This window comes from Bacillus sp. JJ1532, from assembly GCF_036965085.1.
Classification (GTDB): Bacteria; Bacillota; Bacilli; order Bacillales; family Cytobacillaceae; genus Cytobacillus.
Genome location: NZ_JBALOW010000004.1, coordinates 17,342 through 44,325, shown reverse-complemented (window position 1 = coordinate 44,325; position 26,984 = coordinate 17,342). Strand labels below are relative to the sequence as shown.

Sequence of the window (26,984 nt, the reverse complement as noted above, 5' to 3'; positions counted from 1 at the left end):
GAATAAATATAGACAGTGTATGACACCTTTTCCCTTCACCTTAACCTCATAGTAAAAGCCCTTTTATCAAGACATTTTAAGATTTTTGAATTCTATTTAATAGCTAAATATCCCTTAAAAAAATTTTTTCTTATTTGAACAATACGACCTAGGCTCAGCCGCACACGCCCCTGTTAGCGTAACAACAAATATAGATAACTTGATAATTTAGTCAATTTTCAACTTAGGACTCCGAGGTGGCTCTTTTCCAATATCAATTGTAATTCCCTGCCTTTTTATTAATTCTTCTACCTTTTGTGAATAAATATAGACAGGCCCTCCTTTACAGAATTTATTATTTTCTGTATGTCGGACAACAAAGCCTTGATAATAAATGGTCATTATGAATTTTCCACTGTAAGCCCTCAATCAAACAACGTATTTAAACGTGCAGCGCTTTCTCGTAGGATGAACGAATCCAATTAAGGGGATGCTTTTTCACATGTCGCAACAAAAACTGACAATTGTCCCCGTCACATTACATTTCAAAATTTCAATTATTACTTGGATGAGGACAATGAAAAATTACAATTAATAAGGGATTATCTTCATCAGCATGAGCAGTAGGTGAAAGCAAAGTAAAAAATCTATTGAAAACAGAAACACCTAAAAAAACAAATGGTATATGGGATGGGAATGTCAACATTGTACAAAGGATACAGTTATCGAAGGAGTTTCAGAGGCATATTGCTATTTCTGTGAAAAATTTTTATAGCTTTGAAAATAAAATATTAATGAGAACTATAATTTAAATGAGATTATTACTGAAGGAGGTTTTGCCCTAGATATGATTATACCGATAATTGATTAGAATCTATGATATATCTTAAAATAGCCACTCCTGTGCGTGCTTTTGTTTTGGTTCTTGGTAATTGTTTCAGTCATTAATTAAATTTATTTCAGGTACTTTGCTGACTTCATTTCACTGAAATTAGTTTACATAATAATGTTATTTATCCTCTTATGTGTTTTATCAAAAAAAACAGACACACTGATTTAGAGTGTCTGTTTGACCTAATTCATTCACTATTTTGTGTGCTATTAAAAAAGTCAGCATTTTCATTTCTTTTACCTTGCTGATTTTTATTTTTCTTCATTTTTCCATCAGATTCATAACTCATTTTTAACAATTCTTCATTTTTATTTTTCATATTTAAGTCACTCCTTTCCCTTTTATCGTGTGATTAATAAAGAATTTTATGCTTATTGCACCAATAAACAGAAAAAAATACAGGAAAGGTTCCCTGTATAGAAGATAAAGAGTAATAAAATAAACTTATGTTTCAATCGGCTGCATGGCTGCATTCAAATATTGGCGAGGAGTTCCAAAGACGAAATTTTATGTTTTCATGATTAGCATGGTAGCTGTAGCCAATATTTAAAAACCATTCGCCTGTTGATAGGGATTGCACCAGGTGTATACTTTCTGCCATCTACAGGTCTAAATTCCGTTGCATGCGGCTAATACGTAACACTAAGCTGAGATACATCCAATTTAAGATAAGCGCCCTCCTTTACAATAAATAGGAGATTCACTTATCTTATTTCATGTCCATTTCCAGGAAACGTGGCAACTGCCTAATTTTCACTTTTTCTTCTTTTGAAGATTGGTCTCCATGACTCTTGTATTCTTTAAGAACCATTTTCCATCCTTATAAAGCCATAAGGACTCAATTATAGCGATTCTGTCTGCATGATAGGCGCCGCTGACAGCCTGAATTCCCTTTAATCCATATTGAATACTGTCAACCTTCACCGGTTTCAATGTGGAAAACGGATCTATCATTAGCTCTGTTGGCTCACTTAGTTTCCCATTTTGATAAAGACCTGTTTTTTCATAATCTTCAGCCCGATTGCTTAAATCAAATGTATAGGATTCACCAGTTTCTTGAATCTCTAAGGATGCTTTATATCCATCTAAAAATTGACTGTTAACGACGGGCGGTTCTGGCACCGTTAAATCTGTTAATGCAGAATTTTTTGCCGTAAATAAATAGTGATTTGTTATCCCGCCGCTGCCACCAGTATCAATGGTTACTAATATATCTTTAAGACCGTCATGATTTAAGTCAACATACGTAGCTCTTGGGTTAAAACCGCCATCAAATTGTGCAGTCAATGTTTTTCCATTTGATGTAGTGATTTCCAAATATATTTCTTTTAAAAACTCGGTGTCCTCATCGTATGGCAGTCCCTTAATGATAATGGTATCCTTTTTACCATCACCCGTTAGTTCTGCCTTCTCCTTGGATACGGTAATCATTTTCATCTTATTTTCACCAGCATATGTACCTGTCATTACTGACAACGATAAAAAAAAGAATGCAGCCAGGGCAAACACTAATTCCTTTTTCATGTATCATTCCCCCTATACTTCTATCATTATAATTTTGTCCATTATTGGGAAATTCATGTAAAATTTATTGGTAATTTTCCTCTCAGTAATCGTTCTGTTCTGAACATTTTCCGGATGTCTTGCTGAATTTTATCCTTCATAGCTTTGATTAAAGACATTTTCGCCGATATTTTTCTGAATCTTGATCCCTCTTTCCCTTGAGGAAGGATATCTGTGTTTAAAAAATCAAATTAAAATCAATCAACAACAAAAATGCACACGATACTCCATAGGAGAAATCTCGTGTGCATTACTATCCGTATTTAATTGATCAAACCTAAGAAGTAATCACATTTTTTCATCCAGACAGTATTTAATCAAATTTTAATCCTCTTCACTCTCTTCCTCAATTGAAATTTCTGTAAAGGAAATCGGTTCATCAGATGTAGATTCTGTTTCCTCAGATGATTCCCCTACAGCTTGTTCACTTTTGGGACTTTCCATATCCTCTTTTATTTTTGTTAAGTCTTTTAAATCTTCTTTCAGCTGTTCAGATACCTCTTTCGGCATCACTTCTCGTCCATAGGTTGCCCCAATATTCAGTGCTCCACTTAAATCTTTAATCCCTAGCTGGGCAAAATTATTATTTTGCTCATATTTATCTAAATAAAATTTATCGATGCGAATTTCTTTAATGACAACCGCTTGTTCATCATTCTTTTTATTACTCTGAAAACCTGCAAACTTTTCTTCAAGAGCATCTATCCTTGCAAGCATTGCCATTTCTCTTTCATTTTGCAAGGAGATTTTGTTCTCTAAATCATGGATATACGATATAAGAGAATCAAGTTTTTCCTGCTCATCTAAAACAATTGCATCTGAGGATTCAACAACAGATACCGTGAGTATTTTTTGCTCGAGTTCATATATATAAGTTGACAAATAATGAACCTTTTCGAAAAAGGGATCTATTTTCTTAATTAACGAAGCTTCAACTGATTGTAATTCCTTCGATAAATCTGAATAATTTTGTCTTGAAAAACGATTCGACTGCTGATCTTTTGAAACTTCATCCTTCCACTTAAGAAGCGAATATATTTTTTCTTCTAGCTTTGCCAGCCTGTTCACACGAAGCTCAAGGGCGTTAAGCTTTAAATACATTTTTTCGAGTTCAGCTATTTTCTTATTAATGTTTTCATTATTTTGATTTTTGTTGAATAATCCTTTTATAGGCATATGATTATCCTCACATTTTTATTGATATTTAACTTCAAAGGAGGGAAGTAGTTTGATGAACCGAACAAACATCAACATTCAAGGCGTAAAAATTAATAGTGTTGATCGGTATGCAAGAATCTCGGTAAGCTCCACGATGCAAATTGGTAATCATGTAAAAAATCATCGTGTGGAAGGCTTTGGTGAACATAATGGAGACCGAGGTTTTTTTCAAAATCCACAGTGGAGCATCGAGGATTCCGACTTCATTGATACACAATCAGAGAAAAAAGGATAGCTTATTCGATCGGTACTCTTTCTTCTTGTATGTATAGCCTCTTATAGGTAAGAATTAGAAGCCCGTTTTGGAATTTTGCTTTAATCTGATTGGAATCTGTCGGTTCTGGCAAGTCAATAATTCGCTCAAATGGCCTTTGATTTCTTTCTTGAATAATGGCTTGGCCACTAACGATTAAGGAAGATGTACCTTTTAATAACAGTTTATTTCCAGAAACAGATACTTGAAGATCTTCTTTTTTAAATCCAGCTAAATCGGCTAGAACAATCACTTCAAGATCAGTCATATATATATCAACAGAAGGAAATTTCGCATTAGACGGACGCCGCCCTAATGAGTTTGCCGCTTCATTCGGACTAATTCCGGTGGTTGGCCCCATATCCATATTTTCTTTCATAAATTGGTTAAAGGAGGATTGATCAAGCATCCCGTTCCAAAAATCACCTGATTGATATTTCCGGGCTATTTCCAGCCACTGCTTTAATTTTTCAAAATCCATGCTCGTTTCCTCCTTTCTAAAAATCATAAAATTACTCAATCTGAATATAGTTCGATAAGGAGGTGAACTCCATTGGCAGGTGCATCTATTAACATTAATATTTTTCTATTGAAAATTAATTCCTTTGAAAACTGCTCTGCAGTAAATATTGGACAAAATTTGCTGGCCGATTGGAATAATGCCGATAAGAAAACGATGGGTTACGGACAAAACTTTGGGGATGATAGCTGCTTTTTAGGAACACAAAGCAGTGTGGATGATCGCGATCTTATCGATAGCCCTTCATCATTTGAAAAAAATTTGATACCGTAAAAACAGGAGGCGGTAAAATGGGGATTTTTGGACCTGTATTCGTGAACTTGTTTGTTTTTAAAGTAAATGCAATGGACCGTGGAGCGTCATCAAGCTTAGGACCCAATCAGCATATTGACTCCTTTCTATCAAATAAACAGAATTACGGATTTGGTGAGGAAAATGGTGATTTGTGTGTGACGAATTTTCCAATGGTCTTGTTGAATGATTCAGATCTAAATGATACAAATTCCGTAAAAGTGAGTGCGATTTAATGCTTTAAAGAAATTTACTAAAAAATCCCCGCTATACAATTAAGCAGGGATTTTTGTTTATTTCTCAGTCCTATTAGTTCCTTGTGAAGCCTCTTGTTTCCAAACATCCATTACTTGTCCGCTTTCCCCTTCATCCATAATGAAGGAGCCATTTGAGTAGCGATCATTAAAGCGAATACTTGAGGCCGCCACGGATTCAATAACACCTTTTTCACTTTCAATAATGATTGAATCATTTTCCTTTAAAACGAGTGAGCCAATAATTCGATGTGGGTTTGCTTTTAACTCCCTTAACATGACAAAACCTCGTTTTGCACGTGAAGTTCGTTCAAACTCAGCAAATTTCATCTTCTTAATAGCACCACGCTGGGTAACAATGACAACTGACTGTTCAAGTGAATTCTCAACTATCTGTCCGCCCGTTACATAGTCATCGTCTTTTAAATTAATCCCTTTTACTCCTGCTGCCCTTGTACCAACGATACTGATTTCTTCCTCAGGGAACCATAATGCATAGCCATTGTATGTAGAGATAAACAGATCTTTAGAGCTATCTGTTTCATGGACATCAATCACTTCATCATCATCTTTTAAATTAATGGCGACCAAAGGTTTAGAATAACGTTGTGCCTTGTACAGCTTAAGCTCTGTTTTCTTCACCATTCCATATTTTGTGACAAAAAGTAAATAGGTTTCTGTATCGAAATCCTTCACAGGAAGAGCCTTTACAATTGATTCGTCACCGTCAATTGGAATGATATTAGCAACATGCTGCCCAAGATCCTTCCAGCGGATATCAGGGAGCTGATGGACAGGGCAATATAAGTAATTCCCTTTGTTTGTGAATAATAACAGAACATCTGTCGTATTCATATCTAGCTGTGCTAGCAGACGATCTGAATCCTTCATGCCGAAATCCTGTCCATTGGAGGCTGCAAAGGAACGAGGACTTGTCCTCTTCACATAGCCTTCCTTTGTAACTGTTACAATAACATCCTCACTTGCGATCAGAACTTCCAAATTGATTTTGATTTCTTCAATTTCAGCCTCTATCACTGTGCGGCGATTATCAGCAAAACGTTTTCTCACGTCTTTTAATTCTTTTTGAATGACAGAATACAGCTTTTTCTCGCTCTCTAGAATAGATGTTAGCTCGGCAACTCTTTTTGATAATTCTTCTGCCTCAGCTTGGAGTGCTGTAATATCCGTATTCGTTAAACGGTAAAGCTGCAATGACACGATCGCTTCTGCCTGAGGCTCAGTAAATGCAAACTTGGCAATTAAATTATCTTTTGCATCTCTTTTATCCTTCGATGCTCTAATGGCGGCAATCACTTCATCAAGAATAGATAAAGCCTTTATTAAGCCTTCAACAATATGCTGCCTGGCTTGGGCTTTTTCCAGATCAAATGCTGTTCTTCTTGTGACGACCTCTTTTCGATGCTCGATATATGCATCTAATAACTCTCTAAGTCCCATTAGCTTCGGATGTCTGTTATAAATGGCGACCATATTAAAATTATATGGTACTTGTAAATCACTGTTTTTGTATAAGTAATGAAGGACACCTTCAGGATCAGCGTCTTTTTTCAATTCTACAACTATACGTAACCCCGTTCGGTCTGTCTCATCTCGAACCTCGGCAATCCCTTCGATTTTTCGATCTAGCCTAAACTCATCGATTTTCTTGACAAGATTTGCTTTATTGACATCAAACGGTATTTCCGTAATGACAATTTGTTTCTTCCCGCCGCGAATTTCTTCAAATTCAGCTTTCCCACGGACAATGATTTTTCCTTTTCCAGTTTCATAGGCCTTCTTTATTCCCTCAACACCTTGAATAATCCCGCCTGTTGGGAAATCAGGCCCTTTTATATATTTCATAAGGTCATCTATTGAGCAATTTGGGTTGTCCAATCGATGAATGACACCATCTATCACTTCATTTAAGTGATGAGGAGGAATTTCTGTCGCATATCCAGCAGAAATACCAGTAGAGCCATTTACTAAGAGACTTGGGAACATAGCTGGCAAAACGGTTGGTTCATTCGAAGTATCATCGAAGTTCGGAACAAAATCGACCGTTCTTTTTTCAATATCCTTTAGCAATTCTGAAGAAATAGCTGAAAGTCTCGCCTCCGTATAACGCATAGCTGCAGGAGGATCCCCATCAATACTTCCGTTATTCCCATGCATTTCGACAAGCAAGTTTCGTAGCTTCCAATCTTGACTCAATCGAACCATTGCATCATAAACCGATGTATCACCATGAGGATGGTAGTTACCAATTACATTTCCAACTGTTTTTGCAGATTTTCTAAAGCCTTTTTCATGTGTATTTCCTTCCACATGCATGGCATATAAAATTCTTCGTTGAACAGGCTTTAGGCCGTCTCTTGCATCAGGTAAGGCCCTTTCCTGAATAATGTATTTACTATAGCGGCCAAAACGATCACCAATAACGTCTTCTAGAGGGAGATCGCGGAATTTCTCTTGTGTAGCCATTATTCAATCTCCTCCTCTAAGACTGATATATTTTCATTTTCTAGTATACTTGCATCCTCTTCTAAACCAAATGCCACATTTGTTTCAATCCACTTTCTGCGCGGCTCAACCTTATCACCCATTAACGTTGTTATGCGGCGTTCCGCTCTAGCTGCATCATCTATTCTAACCCGGATTAAGGTGCGTGTTTCTGGATTCATAGTCGTATCCCATAACTGATCCGCATTCATTTCGCCTAAACCTTTATAACGCTGGAGCATATAGCCTTTCCCAACTTTTTTTATGGCGTCCTGCAAATCATCTTCGGCCCAGGCATACTCAATAATTTCTTTTTTGCCTGCACCTTTGCTAACTTTATATAAAGGGGGAAGCGCAATATAAATTTTACCGGCATCCAGCAGCGGCTTCATATATCGATAGAAAAAGGTTAGGAGAAGAACTTGAATATGAGCACCGTCTGTATCCGCATCGGTCATAATAATGACCTTATCGTAGTTTACATCTTCAATGTTAAAATCCGCTCCAACTCCAGCACCAACAGCATGTATGATCGTATTAATTTCCTCATTCTTAAAAATGTCCTGAAGCTTTGCTTTTTCAGTATTAATAACTTTCCCTCGCAATGGAAGAACCGCTTGAAAACGACGGTCACGGCCTTGTTTAGCTGAGCCGCCAGCTGAATCTCCTTCCACTAAATATATTTCATTTTTTTGAGGATTTCTTGATTGGGCAGGTGTTAATTTTCCAGAAAGGACCGCATCCGATCGTTTTCTTTTTTTGCCGCTCCTTGCATCCTCACGGGCTTTTCGGGCCGCTTCTCTCGCCTGATAAGCTTTAATGGCCTTTTTTATCAAAAGAGAACTTATGTTTGGATTCTCTTCAAGAAAGTAAGATAAATGCTCGGATACTACGGCATCAACTGCCGATCGTGCTTCACTTGTACCAAGCTTTCCCTTCGTCTGTCCCTCAAACTGGAGTAAATCCTCTGGAACACGGACAGAGATAATCGCAGTAAACCCTTCACGAATATCGGCACCATCTAAATTTTTATCTTTTTCCTTTAGAAGGTTAACTTTCCTAGCGTATTCATTAAAAATACGAGTCATCGCTGTTTTAGAGCCTGCCTCGTGTGTTCCTCCATCCTTTGTCCGAACATTGTTAACGAAGGAAAGAACATTCTCTGAATATCCATCATTAAATTGGAAGGCAAAATCCACTTCAATTCCATTTTGCTCACCTTCAAAGCTAACGACTGAATGCAAAACATCCTTTTCTTCATTTAAGTATTCAACAAAGGCTTCAATCCCATTTTCATAATGAAAGACTTCCTGAAGACCATGTCTTTCATCGATGATCTCTATTTTCATTCCTTTTAATAGGAATGCCGATTCCCGCAGCCGCTCACATAATGTTTCATAATTATACAGCGTTATTGAAAAAATGGATTCATCTGGCTTAAAGTGAATGGTTGTTCCGGTTTGATTTGTTTTTCCTATTTTTTCAAGAGTTGTGACTGGTTTCCCGCCGTTTTCAAAGCGCTGCTCATAAACAACCCCATCTCTTTTAATAGTAACGACAAGCCATTCGGAAAGAGCATTCACAACAGAAGCGCCAACACCATGGAGTCCTCCGCTTGTTTTATACCCGCCCTGGCCGAATTTACCTCCTGCGTGTAAGACGGTTAATATCACTTCAGGAGTTGGTTTGCCCATACGATGCATTCCAGTAGGCATCCCGCGTCCTTTATCAATAACACTTATTGAGTTGTCTTTATGTATTTTGACAATGATTTGTTCACCGTAACCTGCCAATGCTTCATCGACAGCGTTATCGACAATTTCATATACTAGATGGTGTAGCCCTCTCGCATCAGTACTCCCAATGTACATACCCGGGCGCTTTCTAACTGCCTCAAGCCCTTCGAGTACTTGTATGGCATCATCATTATAGTCAAAAGCTTCCTGATTTCTTGCCACAAACATACCCCTTTCATTACTGCAAAAAAGAATTGCTAATAAATAAATGATCAAGACTCTGCTTTTGTGCCTATATAAAGAAATAAGCATAATCATAGAAACAAAATTGATTATACATTCATTTAGCGTATTCGTCTAAAAAATAATTATCCTTTATATGATAGAAAAAGCGGATAAGAACGAGTGTTCCTTATATATATTTTACCATATTTTATTAAGCGTCTATGCTTTATTGTATCTATTTATTCAAATTTGGCAAATAAGATTTTTAATTTTAGCTGATTTATGGCTGTTTCGATAGCTGCTTTTTCAAAAAATAAAAAATGAGACCTATAAAGATCTCATGTCTTTTGCATTATTTTGTTAATGCATGTTCTACCTTAATACAGCGGTCCATAACAACTGTGTAGCCCTTTTCCTTTAAGAAATTATAGGCATTCTCATCTATGCATCTGAGCTGTGACCAAAATACATCAGCATTTATTTCAGCAAACTCTTTAGCTACCTCAAGCAGATGCTCTGAACGGCGAAAAACATTGACAATGTCAACATGACCATCAATATCCTTTAAGCTTTTGACAGACTTTACACCAAGCACTTCATCAACTGTTGGATTAACAGGAATAATTTCATATCCTGCATCCTGCATAGCCTTCGACACCATATAGGATGTTCTCTCAGGATTACCGCTTAAACCAACTACCGCAATTTTTTTTGACTTTTTGAGAATAACACCGAGCTCTTCCCTGCTTGGAATTTCAACAGACATAATATGTACCCTCCTACTAATAGCTTTACTTGCTTATCTATATCATACCGAAAAGTAGGTTATTTTACTAATAATGGACTCTTCTTGGCTGAAGGGAGGGTACATGTTATTTAAAATCGAAACACCTTTAGTACAATACTGTTTCCAACTTTTTCACTAATCGCTTTATGGATATATCTGATTCTCTCAATATAACTGCCTTATCAATCGTAATCATCTGTCTATTTTCCATTAGTACTTTTCCGTTCACAATCGTTGTTTCAACATCCGCTCTTGTGGCTGAATAAACAATTCTGGAAATCGGATCAATTTCTGAGGATGGATATGTGTGGAAATCATTTAAGTTCAAAATAGCGAGATCAGCCTTCTTCCCTGTTTCAATACTGCCAATTTCATTTTCCATTCCAACTGCTTTTGCTCCCCCGATTGTAGCCATTCTAAATACAGTTCTTGCATTCATGGCTGTTGGTCCATGGATAGGTTTTTGAATAATAGCAGCGAGTCTCATTTCATTGAACATATCCAGATTATTGTTACAAGGTGCTCCGTCAGCACCTAGACTTACATGTGCATGTGAGTTAAGTAATGACGGAATTTCAGCAATTCCTGAAGCGAGCTTAAGATTAGATCCTGGACAGTGGCTGACCTTAACTCCGCGCTCTCTAATAATTCTTTTCTCTTCTTCATCCAGCCACACACAATGTGCCAGAATTAAACGCTCATTCGCTAACCCAATGCTATCAAGGTAGACAACATTTCTCATTCCGTGTTCTTTTTCTACTAACAAAATTTCAGTAGAATTTTCAGAGGCATGTGTGTGGACTCTGACATTGTAATGCTTTGAAAGATCCCTTACTGTTGTTAATAATTCCTCCGTACATGAAACAACAAAACGAGGGCAGAAGGCATATTGGATTCTGCCGCCATCATGATTATGCCATTTTTCAAGCAGATCGACACTTTGCTGAATGGATTCTTGCGTATTTTCCCTTAAGAGAACTGGAACTTCATCTCCCTTATCCATCATGACCTTCCCTGCTAGGGCGCGAATTCCGCTTTCCGCAATTGCTTTAAAAGCAAAATCTGTATGATGAACAGTTTCCATATCTACAACTGTTGTTGTTCCACTTTGTAATAACTCCCCAATGCCAAGCATCGCTGAGTAATAAATGGATTCCTCATCATGAGATGCTTCCAGAGGCCAAATTTTTTGCTTTAACCAATCCATTAATTCAAGGTCATCAGCCTGCCCTCTAAATAATGTTTGGCATAAATGTATATGAGTTTGTATAAATCCCGGTATCACCGTGCGTCCTGAAGCATCAATAATTTTACTTGCATAATGGCGGAGATTTTGTCCGATTTCAACAATTTTGTCATCTACAATATAAATATCTCCTGTAATAATTTCTTCCTTCTCATTCATCGTAACGATTTCTGCGTTCCTAATGAGAATGCTGCTCATTTTACACCTCCTTGTAACTGGCTTGTCATATCGGCTTTCTTTTCGTCAAAGTTCAAAATTAATGATTTATAAAAATCGATCGATCTTTTATAGGCAGCAATGCTTACCCATTCATTTGGCTGATGGGCAAGCTTCTCATCACCTGGTCCATAGATTAATGTAGGGATTTCGCTTCTTGGATTTAATACAGCTGCATCTGTATAATAAGAAACACCAAAGCAATTTGAATCCTCTTCATTTTTTATTTCTAATGCACAGTGAATAATATCTGATGAAACAGCGGTAAGAATAGGTGGACGGTCTAACACTTTCGTTATCTTGAACTGATGGAGCTCGTTATTTTCAACAAGTTTATTAAGTTTTTGATTTAGCTGTTCTATTAAATGGTCATGTGATTGTGGAGGAACTGTACGTATATCCACCCGAATTGAACATCGATCCGGAATGACATTCGTTTGAATCCCCCCATTGATCATTGTAACCGCAAGGCTGCTGCTTCCAAGAGGTTCCTTTTCTAGTTTCCACTCAACTTTTAGTGAATCTAACACATTTATTATTTGCATCATATGATCAACAGCATTGATTCCTTGATCTGGCATAGACCCGTGAGCGGTTTTTCCATATGTGCTAATTTCTAGCCAAAGTGCTCCCTTATGTCCAACAACAACCTTTTCATTTGTCGGTTCACCGATTACTAGTGCATCAATGACTCGATCGTCATTTCCTTCTAAAAACGCCCTAGCTCCGCAGCTATCGACTTCTTCACCAGCTGTTGCCAAAAATGTAATAGTGGCAGGAGGTGTCTTTTTTTCCAAAATCAAAGATTCTAATGCTAAATACATGGCAGCCAAGCCGCTTTTCATATCTGAAGCCCCTCTGCCATAAATCCTTTCTTCTACAATGTCCCCTGAAAAAGGGGCAAACTGCCATTCAGCCTCTCCTGGGGAAACCGTATCCATATGGCCGCACAGAAATAAATGCTTATCACCACTGCCCTTGAGTGTCACCTCAAAATTGCTTCTATTTTTCTCAAGATAAGTCATTTTGAAGGGGATGCCCTTCATCTTACATCGTTCAATAAAAGCCTCAGTTACCTCATGCTCATTACCTGGAGGATTGGAACTATTTATCCGCAGAAGCTCCTGAAGGAATTGAATATCATCCATTATTCTACCTCCACTATTTGCATTTTTAGAGATGTAACCTTCCATCCGTTTACAGGTGCCATATCTTGCGAACATGTTGTACAGGCGATGACCACGTCCTCCAAGGCCTTGAGCCTCACATAGTCACCTGGCTTTGAAAGTGGCTCTTCAATCACATAATCACCTTGATCGTCCAGCACATTATTCATAAATAGATTAATAGGATCTGGAACAATAGCTGGATGAATATTAAACTTCTTTAAAGCTGTTTCTAAATTGTCATAGCAATTTGGATGATCATCGTGATCAAAATCCATTTTATACCTATAATAATCGCAGGCTGGAAAAAATATATCGTGGATGCCGACAGTATCTTCTACTAGCTGCATAAGAGGACGACGTTTATTGCTATATAGTAAATCGCCTTTTTTTAACCGAATACTGCTTAATGATGCTCTCATATGAACGGGGGATACATATTCATGAGGATCTGTATGATTAAAACAAACAAAATCCCCAACCTGCTTCCCTTCCAAGTCAATAATAATAAGCTCTTCGCCTTTTCTTAAGAAAGCGCTTCTGCCTTCGTAGGGAGGAATGATGATCTCTTCACGAATTCTGTCCCTATTAAAGATTTCTCTCATAAAATCACCCTCCGTTTATTCAATAAAAACGGCAACTGCCCGGATTGGGGAGCCAGTGCCTTTCCGAATCCTGAGCGGAAGCCCGAAGTATAAAAATCTCATACCGGCTATTTGGTCTAAATTACAAAGGTTTTCCGTATTGGTCATGCCATACTCCCTGCAAATTAGGTGGCCGGAATACTTTGGATCATCTGGATGATCGATTGCCGGAGCATCGATGCCGATATTGACAACGCCTTTCTCTGCAAGCCACTTAGCAGCTTGGTAATCAAGCCCTGTATAAGTAGTTAACCATGCATCTGTTCCGTACGATCTGTTATAATGGCCAGTATAGAGAAGAACAATGTCTCCCTTCTCGATAAACTGACCCGATTTATTTAGGGCACTCTCAAGATCCTGACTCGTAATATAACGATTTGTCGGAACATGTGAGACATCAAGGCAAACGGCTGGACCATAGAAATATTCTAATGGCATTTCATCAATGTATTTCCCATTTGGATCATACTCGTATGTAGCATCACTATGGGTTGGCCCATGTTCATTAATGATTAAATTGTTCGTAGCAAATGGAAATCCTATCTTTTTTTCCGATTCTTCATGTGTAATATTAGTAAAAATCATCGTAGATGGATGAAGAGGGAAGACTGGCATCCCATGATAGATTTCCTGAGTTAAGTCTACTAATCTGACTCCCATAATTTTTCCCTCCAATTCAAAAAGCGTAAGCGCCTTCGGAACAATCAAAGGGCGATTGTTCCTGCGACGACTTTTCTTGATGTATTTTTAAATAATCGTAGGAATAACCTCAAACTTGTCTACATCAATCAATCCCATATCAGTAATTTTCCATTTCGGACTTGTGACTAGTGACCAGAAGGATAAATGCATGAATGGAACCTCCATTCCGCATCCAAGCTCTTCCTTTGCAAGCCTTGAAAGCTCATCAACCTTATCACTCATTTCCTTACCGGTTAATTCATCTGTCATAAGACCACCTATCCGGAGCGGAAGGTCTCCAACGACTTTACTATCCTTAATCATGGCAATTCCGCCTCCCATCGCAATGACACGATTGACTGCAGTTACCATATCCTCATAATTCGTCCCTGTCACAATAATATTATGAGTATCGTGGGCAACACTTTCTGCAATGGCTCCACTCTTTAAATCAAAGCCATGCAAGAATGTTTTCCCTACTTTTCCTGTTCTTCCGTGACGTTCAACAACTAGTAATGGCAATACATCCTGCTTTAGACAAGGCTGGACAATTCCATCCTTCACATTCAGTGTATACTCGCCCTCGCTAGTTAAATTTTGGAAAGGGATGGCTTCAATAGCTCTTACCCTTGTACGGGATCCTGTAGCATTAATAGTGAGTTCGTCTTTTGTAACTGCTTTTCTTTTAATCGATTTCTTAACACTTTCAGGATAAATATACGGGGCTATGTCGATAGTTAGTTCGCCTTTTTCGGCAGCTTTTTTACCACCGAGATATACTTGATCAATCGTCATATTCATTAAATCACTGATAACGGCAATATCTGCCCTTTTACCAGGTGCGATCACTCCTACATCCTTAAATCCGAAGTGAGTTGCCGGATTAATAGTTGCCATTTGGATGGCTTCGACAGGATCAATTCCTTCCGCGATCGTTCTCCGGACAATATCATTCATATGTCCATATTTCAGAAGATCTGCAGGAACCATATCATCTGAAACTAAAATGGCTCGTCTCGAATCCAATCCATCCTCTGTAATCGCACGGATACACTCTGCCATATTTCGTTGGGAGGATCCTTCCCTCATAAACACACTTACTCCATAACGCAGCTTTTCAACCATTTCTTCCTTCGTAGTCGTTTCATGACAAGAAACATGGGTGCCTCCGCTTATAATATGTGCTGCCAGTTCTTTCCCAAATAATCCAGGAGCATTTCCCTCGACAGTTTTACCAATACTGTTTGCATAGGAGACCGCTGCCACTAAATCATCTATTAATTCAGGGGCATGTTGATAAACTGGTTGGATATTACTAAAGCTTTGAATTTCGCCAATCCCTTGAACATATGGATCATTTAATAAGTCCTTCATATCCTTAGCTGAAACGTCATACCCTGAAGTTTCTAGTCCAGGAGCATCAGGTACGGCACAAGGAACAGTGAATAAGATGCGGTTTGGAAGGGTTTTCGCTTCTTCAATCATCGCTTTCATTCCATGAACACCGAGAACATTACCAATCTCATGCGGGTCGCCAATTAATGTTGTCGTCCCTGTCGGTATGGAGAGCTTTGAAAATTCCGTACATGTCAGCATGGCACTTTCAAAGTGCATATGAGAATCAATAAAGCCCGGGCTAATAAATTTCCCCTTAACATCTTCTATCGTGGTTTTCGGACCAATCAGATCCTTTGCATCTCCAACCATCAAAATATATTGTCCTTTAATGGCAACATCTGCTTCATATATTTCACGGGTGATTACATTAATAAAATACCCGCCTCTAAGGACTATGTCCGCATATTGATGTGGATGCAATAATACATCAATTAATTTTCGATATTGAATAGCCTCTTTTATTTTAAGAGCGTCCACCGTTTAACCTCCTGTCATCGTTCCTTCCAAACTATCAATTATTCCAATAATTGCAGCATCAATGGGTGCCTCTTTATTCCTGATCGCTCGTGAAGCCATGCTTCCTGTCACATAGATCACTCTTTCACCTATGCCGGCTCCTACAGTATCAACGGTAATAATGGGGTTTGGCAGTACCTGTCCATCTAATCCAATCGGCTGTGTAATTAATAGCTTCGTCCCTACTAGATTTTCATCTTTTCTCGTAGCAGTTACCCGGCCAACCACAATTCCCATGTGCATAAAGATCGTCCCCTTATTCTGTAATTATTGCAATATTCAACTCTCTTGCCATATCCTTGGCAAGGGGAGTAATGATAGTCTGACTTGACATACTCAATGTATGTTGATTTTGTTGATGCAAATATCGTATTGTTTCTGCGGTAACAATTGATTTATTTAGTGAATGATTAAGAAAAGCATCAAAATTATCATCTTCATTGATGAGGTCTATCCCTAACCCTTTTAACTGAATCATCTGTTCTTTCAGTTTTCTTTTAAACGCTTGAGATCCTTTATCCATACCCTTCAGCCGCCATAGCTGATGATTAGCGTCTATCCCTATTTTTAATGCGATGACTTTCTTACCAGTCATTAAACTATGAAGAATCAGACGGACAAAAGGTCTTTGTTCATTGAAGGAAAGAATATCTGATACTAGCGAAAATGACAGGATTGGGAGAAAGACTATATCAATCTTATTTTTTTCTGATAATTGCTGATGAGAAATCCAATCATCATTGCCAATTATTCTCGCAAGGTCATTTCTTTCGTCATGTGAGTAAATCGAATCTTCCACTGAGATTCGGAGCATGCATTGTTTACTAGTTAGGTCTTTTAAATATAAAAGTCCTGGTTCCATTCCAATCAAATGAGAGGTAATTAGAGCCAGGACATATGGTCTTTTCTGTAGGCTCTTACTGTAGCTGTTTCGGTTAGACAGCTCGCGCAGAGTGTGTTTCATCATTACACTCTGCTTATTTGAGCTCATATTTATTCACCAATCGTTTTAGATAATAGGGCTCTTTCCACTTCGCTGTGAGGTCTAGGGATAACATGGACAGATACCAATTCTCCAACACGGCTTGCCGCTTCAGCTCCCGCATCTGTCGCTGCTTTAACAGCCCCTACATCTCCTCTTACCATGACAGTTACAAGTCCAAAGCCAACCTTTTCATAGCCGCAAATTTCTACATTCGCTGCCTTAACCATTGCATCAGCAGCCTCTACTGCACCAACTAAACCCTTTGTTTCTATTAATCCTAATGCTTCACCCATGATTTATTTCCTCCTCATAATGATTAATTTGATTTGTTATTGTCTTCCTCTGATTGACTGTTTTCCGTTATATCATTTTCCGCTTTTTTAGTGGTTCCCTTTTTCATTGAGCCTTTTATATTTTTTCCCTTCGCTTCAGCTCTCTCCGTATTCTCCTCAGAGCCTTCCTTCTTAATTAAGCTCTTCTCTTCAAGTTTAAAATGAGGTAATAGTTTACTTGCTACTTCGTTGTGAGCCCTTGGAATCACATGAAAGGAAATTACCTTTCCAATACGATCTGCAGCTTCCTTACCAGCATCCACAGCAGATTTAACTGCGGCGACATCCCCGCTGAAATGGACCGTAACACCCAGATACCCATTTACGCCAATTACTTTTTCGATGCCTACAATTTCTACATCCGCGGCTTTAACTGCAGCGTCTGCAGCAGAAACAGCTGTTAAATAGCCCACTGTTTCTATTAATCCTAGTGCTTGCAATTACATAGCCTCCAGTCATATAAAGTTATTTAAACCTCTCAGCTTCCTTAAGTAATTCGGCAGAGACTTCTGAAATCGTTATGAATGGACCATAAAGAAGTAAATATCCTTTCTCTACGGTATAGTTGAAATTTATATTTGGTGATTTTTTCAATAAACGATCTAATATAAGAATGGATGAATAATGATTTATTCCATCAAGTACAGCGACCCCATCTACATGAGCATTCAAATTAAGCTGTTTTGTTAACCATGGACTAGGAGAATGAACTTTAAAAAGCTGTAAAGGCTTATAAGAATGGTGAGAAAGTTTTTGAAATAATGTTTTTACGGCCTCGGTTAGTTTGGCGGTATCTTCTTCATACAATTCAAGAATAAAGCCACTGCTTTTTTCTTTTTCCCATAACAAACTATATTTCATGGCCGAATACTCTCGTAAAATCTCATTCACTAGAAATAACTGGCCGATTGACGATTGTTCACTTGAAATGACCCCAACGGAATGTGACTTTAGCGGCCTCTGAAATGATTCCATCAGTTTTTCAGATAGACCAGAATAGACCCAAGCTTTTATTCCATTTCTCGTTTGGCCGATAAACTTACTTTCTTCATTAAAATGGTTATTTACATATGAACCTTTTTGAGGCTTATTTAATGGTTGGTTACCTTGTACAAGAGAGATTTTTTGCAGTTTAGATATGGAACCTGTAATGGAATCACTACTCCCCGTTTTAGTATGAACATTTCTTTGTTCATTTTTGGATGAATGATTGATTAGATCTTTATTAGTATTAGCAGGCACTCCAGCTAATCTTTTTTGGATATTTTTTTGCTGATAGTTTGGACGATTTATTCCCGCTATCGATTGTTTTGAAGCTTCTTGTTTGTTGTCATTGACAGTGGATTTCGAATAAACAAACCTTGAATTCCCCCCGTTAAAAAGAGGATTCTCTCTCGGCTTATTAGCTGGCTTTAATACTTCCTGAACAATATTTTTCATGAATTCTGACAAGCGTAATCACCTCCTAGAGAATCTTAGCAAGCTCTGCATGCGGTCGAGGAATGACATTAAAGGATACTAACTCTCCTCCGGTCTTAGAATTAGCCGTTTTCCCCACTTCAACAGCGGCAGTTACAGCTGCAACATCTCCTTCTACAATTACAGTCACTAAACCAGAACCGACTCGTTTTAAATCTACTAAACTAACATTGGCTGCTTTGGCCATGGAATCAAGTGCTTCTATAGCAGCTGTTAATCCCCTTGTTTCAATCATCCCAATTGCCTTCATTTCCATCCCCCTTTCCAAGGTCAATATGATGAACTAGTTAAATGAACTTATATTTTTTTCATTCAGGTAGAAAACTTTAACAGTTTCATTTGATTTTTCTAGTTCCTCTATAAATAATCTTCAAGATTGACTTCAATTGGAATGGATGTTCTTTTAAACATTTCTTCCTCTCCTAAAGGATATGTGGCGTCTATTCCCATTTTATCGGAAACACCTCTTAGGTTATGGGAGGATTCGAGTGGAGAACCTTTAGCTCCAGGTACAATAAATACATCATTAGAGGCCTGAACCCTAGTTGCAATCGCCCATTCAACATCGTCTGAATCGAAAATATCAACATCATCGTTTACGACAACGACATGCTTTAAATCTTTATCACTAGCAAATGCAGCAAGTGCGGCTTGCTTTCCATCCCCTTCAGACTTTTTCTCGATTTGAATGACAGCATGGTAGCGAGCAACACCTCCCATCGGAATATGTACACCTTTAATATTCGGCACGACTTGCCTAACAGTACTTAATAAGGTCGCCTCCCGAACTAGAGCCATTGGCAGTCTTTCTTCATAGCTTGAAGGGAAAATGGTCTGGTTTATGGCTTGATTCCGATAGGTTACAGCAGATATTTCCACGATTGGCTGAGGGGATCTAAACCCATAATAACCGGCCAATTCTCCAAATGGCCCTTCCATCTCACGTTCATTCGGTAACATTCGGCCCTCAAAAACAATTTCCGCTTCTGCTAGAACATCTATATCCACTGTCTTACAGCGAACAACATCTAAGGATTGTCCAAGTAAAGCCCCCGCAATGTCTAATTTATCCGTATGATATAGGTGTGTGCTAATCTGGGAACTCAAAACGACAGCTGGCACTACCCCAAACATAACGGCCACTTCCATTGGCTCACCCAGTTTTTCATAATATGAATACTGTTCCAATAACTCTGGCGAAGTAATTAAAATATTTGTTCGATTTCCGCCTAGATACTGCATTCTCCTTATAGATGTATACCTTTTCTTTCCTGTTACATCCTTTACAACAAGTATCCCTGATACATAATAGGCACCTGAATCCCCTTCGTGAAAGGTCGGTATTGGAAACAGGTCAGCTAAATCGAAATCGCCTGTTACTAAATTTTCCTGTACAGGTCCAGTTTCCTTTAAAGTTGTAGGGATTGGATTAACAATGGAGTTAATGATTTTAGGGATCAGTTCCGAAGCATGTATTCCCATGCTATCAGCAACTAGCTCACGATCTCCGCCTAATCCTGCTGCCATTGCTGATTGATACCCTTTGACTTTTTCAAAGAGGAATGGCTGCTTTCCATTTTTCGTATTTACAACAGCACCTAATTCATAGCGGGGATCTACTTCTCGTTTAATTCGATATAGGAGGCCTCTATTCTCCCAGTCATCTAATAATGCTCTCATTGTTACAGGTATCATGAATTTTCCCCCCACCTTTCCAGCAGTCGATGATCAATATTAAGCATGTCTAAAATTCGGGCTACCATGAAGTTTGCCAGCTCCCATATTTCTGTTGGCTTATGGTAGAATCCTGGAGAGGCTGGCATGATACATGCACCTGTCTCTGCAAGCAGTGTCATATTCCGTAAGTGTATTAGATTAAATGGGGCTTCCCTTGGAACGATAATAAAATTTCGTTTTTCTTTTAAAACTACACCTGCCGCTCTGCTTAGCAATGTATCGCCGACACCATTCGCAATGGCCCCAAGTGTATTCATGGAACAAGGGACTATAACCATCCCGTCTGTCAAATAGGATCCGCTTGCTATCGATGCAAACAAATTTTTATTACTATGGACAGTGGCATATTCTTTAAGCTCCTCCATCTTAACCCCGCACTCAAACTGCATTACTTTCTCTCCCATTTCCGTAACAATTAAGTGCGTTTCTATTCCTAATTGATGAAGAGCGCGGATCAAAGTATATCCATACAATGATCCGCTAGCCCCAGTAATACCCACTAAAATTCTTCTTTTTCGGTCTGTATGAGTGTTAATATTAAACAACCTTTTCGTCTAGGGAGAATTTATTTTTCGCTGCTTCTTTATATTCTTCTGTTGTCATGATATCTCCGAAAATATCAATATCTCTTAATCCGGAAACATGCATATCATCATCTTGAGACGCTGTTCCATCGGAAATACAGATTACATTATATCCATGATATAGAGCATCAGATGCGGTGCTGCGAACACAAACATTTGTCCATACGCCTGTTAAAACGACTGTATCTATTTCCTCTTCCCTAAGGAACAGATCAAAATCGGTATAGCTGAATGCACTATGTCTTCTCTTCTGAACGACATAGTCACCCTTATCCTCTTCCGGCTGCAGCTCAGGTATGAACTCTGATCCCCATGTGCCTTTTACAGCATGAACAGGTCTTACACGGAAATCCCTATCATTTTTTCGATGAGCCTCCTGTACGTGTACTACCTGAATATCTAAATCGTGAGCAAAATCGATTAGCTCCCTAATTTTAGGGACAATTTTTTCACCACTTTCACAGCGAAGAGCTGCATTTTCACCAATAAAATCATTGAGCATATCAATTACCACAACACAATGTTTCTTTCCTTTAAGTTCCACTTATCTTTCATCCTTTCAGAAAACTGATTTCATTTTTCTTTTTGTTATATCAATATATGAAACTATTCGAATCTACATGATTGAAAACTAAAACATCAATTTTGTGTTACAGCTTCAGCTTCCTTTGTTTCTACTTTTACGGCTTCATATTTTTCATATTTTAATGTTCTTTCCAGTCTCTGAATACTTTGACGAGGCACGTACTCTCCATAGCCTGCTTCTCCGACAATTCCACCGTTATCTTCATCGAAAACAACGTTTCCGCGGATTATTGTCTGTACTGGCTTTCCTTTTAATTTCAAGCCATGTAATGGATTATACTTCGCCATTGATTCGGTTTTTTGTTCATCAATGACATATTCCTTTTCAAGATCGATTATAGTGAAGTCAGCATCACTGCCAATTTCCATTGATCCCTTCTTCGGATAAATGCCATAATGAATGGCAGCATTCCTGCTCGTAACCTCTACAAAACGTGATAGTGATAGACGGCCTTTATTTAGTCCTTCACTTACTAGGATAGGGACCATTGTTTCTACTCCTGGAATACCAGGGAAAGTATTCCAAATCGTCGCTCCTGGATATTCTTTTTCTGTTGCTATTTCATATGGAGCGTGGTCAGTTCCAACGAAATCGATTGTTCCATCGGCAAGTGCCTGCCAGTGAGATTCATTGTCTTCCTTACCGCGCAATGGAGGAGCAATTTTTGCATATGAACCACGTTCTGACATTGAATCCTGTGCGTTTAGTACGAGGTAATGAGGGCAAGTTTCAGAAGTAACTTTAATCCCCCGTTTCTTAGCGGCCCTCACTAGCTCCACTCCCTCTTTTGTACTCATGTGCACAACATGGACACGGGCATCTGTTGCTTCGGCAAAGCTTAGAATTAATTCGATTGCGACCTTTTCAGCTAGACTGGACCTGGCCTCTGCCCATGCTGGACCATCTAAACGCCCCTCTTTTTCTAGCTTCTTAGAGTTAAAAGTGCAAATATCATAGTTTTCAGCATGCACACCTATTGGCAAACCTGTTTTTGCCACATGTTTAAAGATTTCAAGCATTTCAGCATCTGAAACCTTTGGGAAAGTTGGTACGGAAGGTGTCATATACACTTTAAAAGCGACAACCCCTTCATCAATTTGCGGATAAATATTATCGATCCAGCCTTCACGGGCATCTTCTCCCGTCATTCCTCCCCAAAAGCAATAATCTATATATGCTTGGTCACGAATCGGACCTATTTTCTTTTGGAAACTATCCCCATCCCGAACAGAAGGCTTGCTGCAGCATGGCATATCAATGATCGTTGTCAATCCGCCAGCTGCTGCTGAACGGCTTCCAGTTGCAAAAGTTTCTCTATGGGTAAAGCCTGGATCCATAAAATGTGTATGCGGGTCAATACAACCAGGAACAACTAGCTTGCCTTCAACATCAATAACCTGTGTAGCATTTAAGAAGCTAATGTCATTGGAATACCCAATAATTTTTCCATCATTTACTAGTATATTCGTTAAGACTTGGCGATCTCCTTGTGGAATATTCGCATTTTTCAGAATTAAATCCATAGTTTATACCCCTTCTGCTATTTTTATTTCTGCTTTATGCAGATTATTAAAGGACATCCATTGAGTGTTCAGTTTTTAACTGATTCATTTGCCCATCTTTAGATATATTTAAATCCTTATAATTAAAGACCACATTTAGTAAAATGGCTGTCAAGCTTCCTATTACTATTCCATTTTCAACGAGTAAACGGGCACCTGTTGGAAGACTGCCAAAGATAGCAGGAACTACCGCAGATCCTAATCCAATTCCAACGGAACAAGCAATAATTAAGAGGTTTTCGTTTTTAGTAAAATCTACAGCTGAAAGCATTCTAATCCCTGATGAAATCACCATACCAAACATTGGAATCATGGCACCGCCCAGGACAGCCATAGGGATGACGGTAGTTAGAGCTGCGATCTTAGGCAAAAGTCCTAAAATCATTAGTATGACCCCAGCAGAGATTACAACGTTTCTAGTTTTTACTTTAGTTAGAGCTACAAGGCCAACATTTTGAGAGAATGATGTATAAGGAAAAGCATTAAATATTCCTCCAATTACAACTGCAAGCCCTTCTGCTCTTAATCCCTTTTTAATATCCTTGGATTCTAGTTTTCGTTCACAAACATCCCCTAATGCTAGAAATACACCAGTGGACTCTATCATACTTACAATGGCGACTAAGGTCATTGTCAAAATAGCTGATGCATTAAAAGTAGGCAGACCGAAATAGAAAGGCTGAACAATATGAAACCAGGAAGCATTAGCAACCTCCACGAAGCTAACCATTCCCATAAAATATGCGACTATTGTTCCTGCAATTAGCGATAGCAGGACAGAAATTGCTTTCATATATCCTTTGAAGAAACGATTCATTAAGATAATTAGAATCAGTGTAAGTATGGCTAAGAATAAATTTTTGGAGCTGCCAAAATCGGGAGAGCCCAGCCCACCAGCAGCATTATTCATTGCGACTGGAATTAAGGAAACCCCAATAATAGCAACAACTGAACCAGTGACAACAGGAGGGAAAAAACGCATAATTTTACTCATAAACTGCGATAATATCATGACGATAATTCCGGAGACAATGATGGCGCCATAAATCGCGGTTATTCCTTGTAATTGTCCAATGGCTATCATCGGCCCTACCGCTGTAAATGTACAGCCCAAAATGACAGGTAATTTTATACCGAAATGCTTTCCGCCTATGACCTGTAATAATGTTGCTATCCCACATGTAAATAGATCAATCGAGATTAAATATGCAAGTTGTTGAGCATTCAATCCAATTGCAGGTCCTACAATTAAAGGTACAATGACAGCACCTGCATACATTGCCAATACATGCTGAAATCCTAAAGTTCCAATTTTAACAGGATTTAGCTTTTCCAAGGTCAGCCCCCCATATTTACAAAATGTATCTTCTGTATAAACTCGGGATGCATTTCGCTATTTTCCTAATAAATCACCTCCAAAAATAGAAATTTGTATATAAAAAACCGCAGTAATAGAAAACATCTTCCATAAGATGATGATCTACTACTGCGGTTTCATATAACTTCCGTTAAACAAAAGCTAAAGGAACCGCTTTCAAAATGGTTAAGAGTAGTTGCGGCTTGCACAGCTCTCCCAAACAAAATTGATAGCTTATTATTCTTTAAAATAAATGATTGTACATGATTCTTCCGTAACAGGATCGTAATCTTTTAAAATGGTCTTCACTTTAAAAGGCAGCATCTCTTCAATCTGATCTTTAAATAACGATTTGAATTCAACACTTAATGCTGAATCAACCGAAATAGTCAAATGTTGGAAATTTTTACTAAGCATATGAAGCGACTGGACCCGTTTATGCTGAGCAAAAATGATTACCCTGTCATCAAATATTTCTATTCGCTGTTTCTTTACACCGACACCGTGAATTTCTTGGTTGACTCGGTTATAAAGAAGAGCAATATCCTTTTTTAAAGATTGATGGGTATGTATAGAAATAATAGACATATTTGCCTCCCGTTACTCACTATATTAAAACAAAGTGAGTTTTATTGTCAATAGTATTATCTGAAAATTTATACTTGACAAAATATTGAAACGGCTATTACACTACAAATCAACTTATACTTTTTTGAAATTTTAACATTATTAGTAAAAAATATCTAATATTATTATTTTCGTATAACCTCAAAAATCGGTTTGAGGGTTTTTCTACTAGGGACCGTAAATTCCTAACTACGAAAGGGTTTCTTACGTGTGAAAATTTCACGGCAGCCTTTTTGTATGGGAATTTTTTTGTTCCTTAGCCTGAATGCTAAAAAAAAGTACTATTTAAATCCAATTAACAATGAACAAAAACTAACTGCTTATTTTCCTGCACAATAATGTTATCTTTCAGACACCCCGTGACAGCTACACTCTTCCAATTGCAAAATTTCCTAATACGTAGTCCATTTACCTAATATTCTATTTGAAAAATCAATATAGAAAACACTATTTAACAGTACACCCTATAAAGATTATTCACAAATAAATAAGAAATCAATTATATGGAGGGAAACTGATGAGAGAAATAAATTTTACTGTTAATGGCTCACCTTGTATTGTTTCGTGCCCACCGGCCAAAACTTTGCTGGACGTCTTAAGGGAGGATCTAAAGCTGACAGCCAGCAAGGAATGCTGTGGCAAAGGGGAATGCGGATCATGTTCAGTTTTATTAAACGGTGAAGTGGTCTGCTCCTGTTTGATTCTCGCAGGTCAAGTTATAAATCAAGAAATAGTAACTTGTGAAGGAGTCGGATTAACTTCAAATATGGATGTTATCCAAGAATCCTTTGTAGTAGAGGGTGCCACTCAATGCGGGTATTGCACGCCAGGCATAATTGTCTCTGCAAGAGCCTTTCTAGATAGAATCGATTATGTGCCAACGACTGATCAAATTAAAACAGCATTAGGTGGAAATCTTTGCCGATGTACCGGCTATACAAAAATCATTAAAGCCATCCAAACTGCTGCCGAAAAGGAAATGAAATTAATAGGAAAAGCAACTACGTGATGAAGGTTTCAGCCATTTTGCTTTCTGCAGGATTATCAAGTCGTATGTGGCCGCTCCCTCATAAAGGATTGCTTCAATGGAAAGGAAAAATGTTAATCGAACACCAGATTCAAATGCTGTTAAATTCGAATCTGTCAGAAACCATTGTTGTTGTTGGCCATGAGGCTGAGAAATTTTTACCTATAACAAATCGTTATCCTGTTAAAACGGTATATAACGAGAACTATCGTCAAGGAAAATGTTCATCTATCATTAAAGGTCTTCAATCGATAGATCGCTCCTCTGACATGATATTAATTACAGCTGTTGATCAGCCAATTGAAATTACCGTAATTAAACAGCTTATTCAATCACTTCAAGATTCTAATTGTTTAATTGCCATACCGTTAAATAATGGGAAAAGAGGACACCCTATACTATTCTCGAAAAATATTATTCATGCTCTTCTATCGATACGGGAAGAGACGCAAGGACTTCGTAATATTATTCGCAAATATGAAGACCAAATAGTGGAGTCTGTCATCGACAATACCCTTATTTCCCAAAATATTAACACTCCGATGGACTACCGAATTTCTCTAAAAATAAGCAATTCTTAGTAGGCAAAGGAAATCATTCAGATTATGTAAGGAGGTC

Annotated in this window: 29 protein-coding genes and 1 riboswitch; of the genes, 5 read left to right on the top strand and 24 right to left on the bottom strand. The window is 38.1% G+C overall.

What is annotated here, in order from left to right; all coding sequences use genetic code 11:
* Nucleotides 1-1,058: 1,058 nt before the first annotated feature.
* The 3 genes from V7122_RS03005 to V7122_RS02995 form a co-directional block, all read right to left on the bottom strand.
* Nucleotides 1,059-1,190, bottom strand: coding sequence for a hypothetical protein (locus V7122_RS03005; RefSeq protein ID WP_335525788.1), 132 nt, complete (start codon nt 1,188-1,190; stop codon nt 1,059-1,061).
* A gap of 434 nt (nt 1,191-1,624) precedes the next feature.
* A complete protein-coding gene (locus V7122_RS03000; protein WP_335525787.1) occupies nt 1,625-2,395 on the bottom strand; it encodes a hypothetical protein in 771 nt (256 codons plus the stop codon).
* A gap of 363 nt (nt 2,396-2,758) precedes the next feature.
* On the bottom strand, nt 2,759-3,610 hold the full coding sequence (locus V7122_RS02995; RefSeq protein ID WP_335525786.1) for a hypothetical protein: 852 nt from the start codon (nt 3,608-3,610) through the stop codon (nt 2,759-2,761).
* Nucleotides 3,611-3,665: 55 nt separating this feature from the next.
* Here V7122_RS02995 and V7122_RS02990 point away from each other — a divergent pair, with 55 nt between their 5' ends.
* Nucleotides 3,666-3,887: a hypothetical protein gene (locus V7122_RS02990; RefSeq protein ID WP_335525785.1), complete on the top strand. Its 222-nt coding sequence runs from the start codon at nt 3,666-3,668 to the stop codon at nt 3,885-3,887.
* A 1-nt stretch (nt 3,888) separates the two neighbouring features.
* On the opposite strand, the gene V7122_RS02985 is transcribed toward V7122_RS02990, so the two are convergent.
* Nucleotides 3,889-4,386: an Hsp20/alpha crystallin family protein gene (locus tag V7122_RS02985; RefSeq protein ID WP_335525784.1), complete on the bottom strand. Its 498-nt coding sequence runs from the start codon at nt 4,384-4,386 to the stop codon at nt 3,889-3,891.
* Between the two features lie 72 nt (nt 4,387-4,458).
* Here V7122_RS02985 and V7122_RS02980 point away from each other — a divergent pair, with 72 nt between their 5' ends.
* A complete protein-coding gene (locus V7122_RS02980; RefSeq protein WP_335346341.1) occupies nt 4,459-4,698 on the top strand; it encodes a hypothetical protein in 240 nt (79 codons plus the stop codon).
* A 17-nt stretch (nt 4,699-4,715) separates the two neighbouring features.
* A complete protein-coding gene (locus V7122_RS02975) occupies nt 4,716-4,952 on the top strand; it encodes a hypothetical protein (protein ID WP_335525783.1) in 237 nt (78 codons plus the stop codon).
* Nucleotides 4,953-5,009: 57 nt separating this feature from the next.
* Here V7122_RS02975 and parC read toward each other — a convergent pair whose 3' ends face one another.
* The 20 genes from parC to V7122_RS02875 all read right to left on the bottom strand — a co-directional run bounded on the left by parC (nt 5,010) and on the right by V7122_RS02875 (nt 25,300).
* Nucleotides 5,010-7,457, bottom strand: a complete 2,448-nt coding sequence (parC, locus tag V7122_RS02970) for a DNA topoisomerase IV subunit A (RefSeq protein ID WP_335525782.1) — start codon at nt 7,455-7,457, stop codon at nt 5,010-5,012.
* Nucleotides 7,457-9,433, bottom strand: a complete 1,977-nt coding sequence (gene parE, locus V7122_RS02965; protein ID WP_335525781.1) for a DNA topoisomerase IV subunit B — start codon at nt 9,431-9,433, stop codon at nt 7,457-7,459. Before parE ends, parC begins: the two co-directional genes overlap by 1 nt.
* Nucleotides 9,434-9,788: 355 nt before the next feature.
* Nucleotides 9,789-10,202: a CoA-binding protein gene (locus V7122_RS02960; protein WP_335525780.1), complete on the bottom strand. Its 414-nt coding sequence runs from the start codon at nt 10,200-10,202 to the stop codon at nt 9,789-9,791.
* Between the two features lie 127 nt (nt 10,203-10,329).
* A complete protein-coding gene (locus tag V7122_RS02955; protein ID WP_335346967.1) occupies nt 10,330-11,667 on the bottom strand; it encodes a 5'-deoxyadenosine deaminase in 1,338 nt (445 codons plus the stop codon).
* A complete protein-coding gene (locus tag V7122_RS02950) occupies nt 11,664-12,833 on the bottom strand; it encodes a M20 family metallopeptidase (RefSeq protein ID WP_335525779.1) in 1,170 nt (389 codons plus the stop codon). The genes V7122_RS02955 and V7122_RS02950 overlap by 4 nt, the downstream gene beginning before the upstream one ends.
* Nucleotides 12,833-13,456: an urea carboxylase-associated family protein gene (locus V7122_RS02945; RefSeq protein ID WP_335525778.1), complete on the bottom strand. Its 624-nt coding sequence runs from the start codon at nt 13,454-13,456 to the stop codon at nt 12,833-12,835. The genes V7122_RS02950 and V7122_RS02945 overlap by 1 nt, the downstream gene beginning before the upstream one ends.
* A 15-nt stretch (nt 13,457-13,471) precedes the next feature.
* Nucleotides 13,472-14,155: a cyclase family protein gene (locus tag V7122_RS02940; protein WP_335525777.1), complete on the bottom strand. Its 684-nt coding sequence runs from the start codon at nt 14,153-14,155 to the stop codon at nt 13,472-13,474.
* Between the two features lie 87 nt (nt 14,156-14,242).
* Nucleotides 14,243-16,051 carry an adenine deaminase gene (gene ade, locus V7122_RS02935; protein ID WP_335525776.1) on the bottom strand — a complete coding sequence of 603 codons (1,809 nt, stop codon included), beginning with the start codon at nt 16,049-16,051 and terminating at the stop codon, nt 14,243-14,245.
* A 3-nt stretch (nt 16,052-16,054) separates the two neighbouring features.
* Nucleotides 16,055-16,333 (bottom strand): EutN/CcmL family microcompartment protein, encoded by a 279-nt coding sequence (locus V7122_RS02930; protein ID WP_335525775.1) that lies wholly within the window; start codon nt 16,331-16,333, stop codon nt 16,055-16,057.
* A gap of 13 nt (nt 16,334-16,346) precedes the next feature.
* Nucleotides 16,347-17,081: a hypothetical protein gene (locus V7122_RS02925; RefSeq protein WP_335525774.1), complete on the bottom strand. Its 735-nt coding sequence runs from the start codon at nt 17,079-17,081 to the stop codon at nt 16,347-16,349.
* 2 nt (nt 17,082-17,083) lie between these two features.
* Complete coding sequence (locus V7122_RS02920; RefSeq protein ID WP_335525773.1) at nt 17,084-17,368, bottom strand: BMC domain-containing protein; 285 nt, start codon at nt 17,366-17,368, stop codon at nt 17,084-17,086.
* A gap of 23 nt (nt 17,369-17,391) precedes the next feature.
* A complete protein-coding gene (locus V7122_RS02915) occupies nt 17,392-17,847 on the bottom strand; it encodes a BMC domain-containing protein (protein WP_335346960.1) in 456 nt (151 codons plus the stop codon).
* Nucleotides 17,848-17,872: 25 nt separating this feature from the next.
* The gene (locus V7122_RS02910) at nt 17,873-18,859 is read right to left on the bottom strand and encodes a hypothetical protein (protein WP_335525772.1); all 987 of its coding nucleotides are present in this window, start codon (nt 18,857-18,859) and stop codon (nt 17,873-17,875) included.
* Between the two features lie 13 nt (nt 18,860-18,872).
* The gene (locus tag V7122_RS02905) at nt 18,873-19,136 is read right to left on the bottom strand and encodes a BMC domain-containing protein (protein WP_335346958.1); all 264 of its coding nucleotides are present in this window, start codon (nt 19,134-19,136) and stop codon (nt 18,873-18,875) included.
* A 107-nt stretch (nt 19,137-19,243) separates the two neighbouring features.
* The gene (locus tag V7122_RS02900) at nt 19,244-20,581 is read right to left on the bottom strand and encodes a UbiD family decarboxylase (protein ID WP_335525771.1); all 1,338 of its coding nucleotides are present in this window, start codon (nt 20,579-20,581) and stop codon (nt 19,244-19,246) included.
* Nucleotides 20,578-21,123 carry a UbiX family flavin prenyltransferase gene (locus tag V7122_RS02895; RefSeq protein ID WP_335346956.1) on the bottom strand — a complete coding sequence of 182 codons (546 nt, stop codon included), beginning with the start codon at nt 21,121-21,123 and terminating at the stop codon, nt 20,578-20,580. The genes V7122_RS02900 and V7122_RS02895 overlap by 4 nt, the downstream gene beginning before the upstream one ends.
* Before the next feature lie 37 nt (nt 21,124-21,160).
* Complete coding sequence (locus tag V7122_RS02890; protein ID WP_335346955.1) at nt 21,161-21,751, bottom strand: cysteine hydrolase family protein; 591 nt, start codon at nt 21,749-21,751, stop codon at nt 21,161-21,163.
* A gap of 95 nt (nt 21,752-21,846) precedes the next feature.
* Nucleotides 21,847-23,316: a dihydroorotase gene (locus V7122_RS02885; protein WP_335346954.1), complete on the bottom strand. Its 1,470-nt coding sequence runs from the start codon at nt 23,314-23,316 to the stop codon at nt 21,847-21,849.
* Between the two features lie 46 nt (nt 23,317-23,362).
* Nucleotides 23,363-24,691 (bottom strand): nucleobase:cation symporter-2 family protein, encoded by a 1,329-nt coding sequence (locus V7122_RS02880; protein WP_335355090.1) that lies wholly within the window; start codon nt 24,689-24,691, stop codon nt 23,363-23,365.
* 258 nt (nt 24,692-24,949) lie between these two features.
* On the bottom strand, nt 24,950-25,300 hold the full coding sequence (locus tag V7122_RS02875; protein ID WP_335525770.1) for a Na-translocating system protein MpsC family protein: 351 nt from the start codon (nt 25,298-25,300) through the stop codon (nt 24,950-24,952).
* 150 nt (nt 25,301-25,450) lie between these two features.
* A riboswitch (purine riboswitch) is annotated at nt 25,451-25,551 on the top strand.
* Between the two features lie 305 nt (nt 25,552-25,856).
* Between V7122_RS02875 and V7122_RS02870 the strand changes: the two genes are divergently transcribed.
* Both V7122_RS02870 and V7122_RS02865 read left to right on the top strand, forming a co-directional pair.
* Entirely contained in the window at nt 25,857-26,348 is a 492-nt protein-coding gene (locus V7122_RS02870; protein ID WP_335525769.1) for a (2Fe-2S)-binding protein, read from the top strand.
* Nucleotides 26,348-26,947, top strand: coding sequence for a nucleotidyltransferase family protein (locus V7122_RS02865; RefSeq protein WP_335525790.1), 600 nt, complete (start codon nt 26,348-26,350; stop codon nt 26,945-26,947). Before V7122_RS02870 ends, V7122_RS02865 begins: the two co-directional genes overlap by 1 nt.
* The last annotated feature ends 37 nt before the right edge of the window (nt 26,948-26,984 follow it).